The organism is Propionivibrio sp., from assembly GCF_049316945.1.
GTDB lineage: Bacteria > Pseudomonadota > Gammaproteobacteria > Burkholderiales > Rhodocyclaceae > Propionivibrio.
In genome coordinates this window covers 1-3,533 of record NZ_JBMOJE010000259.1, presented here as the reverse complement: position 1 = coordinate 3,533, position 3,533 = coordinate 1, and the positions used below count along the sequence as shown (strand labels likewise).

The following is a 3,533-nucleotide window of genomic DNA, read 5'->3' as shown; positions in this document are numbered from 1 at the left end:
TCGTCCAAACCCTTGCCTTGGGCGTCTTTCAGCGATTTGGGGTGAACAAAGCGCGCTTACACCGACATGGCGCAAGACGCGTCAATGATCCGCAAGATGCGCGCAGAGCGTCAAAAACACATGATGCATAAGGGCTAAGCATGCACCGTCGCCGCTTTCTGAAGGTGCTTGGCGCCGTGGCAATACCACTTTCCAGCTGGCTGCACGCGGCAACGCCGGACTTCCCGAAACCGGGCAACAAGTATCTGTGCCCGGTGTGCGGGATGCTCGTTGCCAAGTATCCGAACTGGATGGCCATCGTCATTTATCAGGACGGTCACCCCCATTATTTCGATGGCGCCAAGGACCTGTTCAAGTATCTCGGCGACCTGCCGAAGTACGCTCCCGGGCACAAGGCGGCGGAAATATCGGGGATCTGGGTTACCGAGTTTTACGGGCTGACCCGGATCGATGCGCGCAAAGCCTTTTACGTAATGGGTTCCGACGTTCTCGGCCCGATGGGACACGAGTTCGTCCCGTTCGAAAGCCGCAGCGATGCCGAGGATTTCCTGAAAGAACACAAAGGTAAACGCATTCTGAGCTTCGAACAGGTAACGCCGGAGATGGCGATCAAGCTGGACAAGGGACTATTGGACTGAGCCTGTCGCCGGGCGCAGGCACTCAGCGTACGGCCAGTTCAATTCCATCCGGGTACACCCCGGCACGCCGCCTCAGTTCGTCCAGTACCAGTACGACCTGTTCGCCGCGATTATTGCTTGACGATGTGTCTGATTGTCACGCGGAACAATGTCAAAACAGTCCTTCATTGGTGCTGATTGCATATTCCAATGCTTATTCATCATCCATGCCTGCGACAATTTGCCACATTCCCAAGACGTGCCTATGTCTTTAGTATGACGGCCATTCGACGACACACAGGGAAAAATTTAGTTCCTCCTTTCCACTCGAATTGTGTTTTCCCGACATTGGGAACGATCTTCAGACATCCAAGAGCCGCAACTTAGCCGCACTAATAAGCTGTTGATTTACTTGGGTTATCGTCGTTTTTTGGACTTTCGCGTACCGGTAATAAATATCGTTTATTGGACAAATACTATCTAATAGTATGTAAATACTAAACAAAAACACAAATTGTAAAAGTAGTTTGCTATTATGTTGCTTGGCAGGCTTAGGGGCGAGCGGTGAAGCAAAGCGAACTGTTGGAACAAGGGGTCAAGCAGGATGACCGTTTCGACCTTGGTAATGGATACTGCCTACACCTTCCACGCGGCCCACGCCGCCAAGGCGATCTCTATCACCATGGCACGCTGAGCAAACGGGTGAATCTTTCCGACAAGGCCGAGCGGCGCCTCCTGGTTGTCGAGTTGTTACAGAAAAATATTAACCAGACGCTCCTGGCTGCGGCGCTCAATCTGAGTCGCCAGACACTGCACAACTATCGCGATAGCTATCAGGCATTTGGGTTGAACGGTCTGCTGCATGGCTACAGCCCTGCTCACAGCCGGAGCCAGGAACTGCAAGGCCGGTTCCATGTCAGCCAACGCCGCCCTGGCTCCAAGGCGCGCGAACTCGAAGCCCTGCGGCGGGACCAAAAGGTACAGACTCAGGGAACGGCACAAGACGAACTGGCGTGGGATGGTGAAGCGGCAACGAGGTATTCGCTGGAGGCGCCGCCCCTCGAAGACGTACGACATATTGATCTGCCGGCCACCGAAGTGATGCCGGAGGAGAGCCCGTCGGACAGCCAGTCCGCCGCCGAGCCGACCTCGACCGATGCGGCACCGGCGCAGGCGCAGGCGATCGAGTTACCGTATGCGGACACGCACGGCTGGGAAGCTTGCCGCTATGCCGGCATTTTCCCCGTCGTGCTGGTGCTGATCAGCCAATCGCAGTGGATGCAGCGACTTGTCCGGCTGTACGGGAACGGTTGGCGCCTCTTCATGGTATTCGCGCTGATGGCGGTGCGCAATATCCGCTCCATTGAGCAGCTCAAGCATGAGCGACAGGTGGAGGCAGGACGTGTTCTGGGGTTGGGGCGACTGCCTGCGCTCGATACGGTGTGGAGCTGGTTCCATGACGTCGCTGACAAGAAGCGAAGCGCGGCGTTGTTGAAGGAATTCTTTGCCGATCAGATCCGCTGCGGGGTGGTTGGTGCTCGACTGTGGTTCACCGACGGCCATCTGCTGCCTTATACCGGGCAGGACAAGGTGCATGCGGCCTGGAGCACGCAGCGGCGTCTGCCGATGCCCGGACAGACCAATCTGGTGACGTGTGATGATCAGGGTCGCGTCGTTTATTTCGACATTCAGGAAGGCCTGGGTGACCTGCGAGCCCAGATTCTGAAGCTCGGCCAGTGGGCGCGAGACCAATCACTGGGCATCCCGCCGGTACATGTCTTTGACCGCGAGGGGAGTGGGCTGGGCTTTTTCAGCGAATTGGTGCGCAGTCATACACCGTTCATCACGTGGGAGAAGAACGCCGATCAGGGGCGGTTGATGGCCTTGCTGGCGGCCGATTTCACCCACCGCGTGTCGATCAATGGCACCGAGTATCAACTGCTCGAACAGACCAGGCCATGCCGTTATCAGCCCGACGCTCATCCTGACGCGGGCACGGTGGAGCCCGAGCATTGTTTCAATCTGCGCCGGGTCGTGCTCTGGAATCTGCGCACGGATCACCGCGCGGGTGTGTTGTGCTGGGACGACGAACTGGCCCTGTCGCCGGAAGCGGTGGCCACCGGGATGCTCAGTCGCTGGGGCGCTTCGGAGAACACCTTCAAGCATATCAAGGCGCGTCACCCCTATCATTACCGCCCGGGTTTCGCGGTCAGCCCGAGCACGAAACAGGACATCGCCAATCCTCGGATCAAGACCTTGGCGCAGCAGATATCGACCACCCAGGGGCAGCTGTCCAAGTGCTACAAGAAACTCGCCAAGACCAAGCCCTGCTTAAATCAGGACGGAAGTGAGCGGAACAACAGCCAACACCGACGGATTAGCGAGTCGATTACTGAAGGCGAAGCAGACCTTGTTCGCCTGAAGTCCGACAAGGCTCAGTTGCCCGAGCGTGTCGATGTGGCGGGTTTGGCCGATTACCGATCTTTCAAGGCCATCGATAACGAAGGCAAGAACCTGTTCGATTTCGTTACGGCATCGATATGGAATGTGCGCCGCCAGTTGCTTGATTGGCTTATTGACAGCTACGCCAAGGATAATGACCGGGTGGACCTGCTCTACGCGATCTTCAACTGCCATGGCTGGATACGCAGCGATGATCGGTGGGTGGTGGTGCGCATGGAGCCGCTACAGCAACCGTCCCGCCGATCTGCTCAGGAACACTTGTGCCGCAAGCTCACCGGCTTGGGTGCTCGAATCCCAGGCGGAAAATGGTTGCGTGTCGAGGTCGGTGAGACTCCGTTGTGACGACAGCCTTGCCTGCCTACTGTCCAAAATTTAAAGGAGTTTGGAGGTGTTTCTGGGGCATTATGTAGCAGCTACCCCAAGCTAAATCAACGACTTATTCGTCCCGATCCT

Annotated in this window: 2 protein-coding genes; both read left to right on the top strand. The window is 56.8% G+C overall.

The features are described 5' to 3' along the window. Positions 1–140: 140 nt before the first annotated feature. On the top strand, positions 141–638 hold the full coding sequence (locus ACOYNV_RS26640; protein WP_422902843.1) for a nitrous oxide reductase accessory protein NosL: 498 nt from the start codon (positions 141–143) through the stop codon (positions 636–638). 543 nt (positions 639–1,181) lie between these two features. Further along, positions 1,182–3,422 (top strand): helix-turn-helix domain-containing protein, encoded by a 2,241-nt coding sequence (locus ACOYNV_RS26635; protein ID WP_422902842.1) that lies wholly within the window; start codon positions 1,182–1,184, stop codon positions 3,420–3,422. Positions 3,423–3,533: the final 111 nt, after the last annotated feature.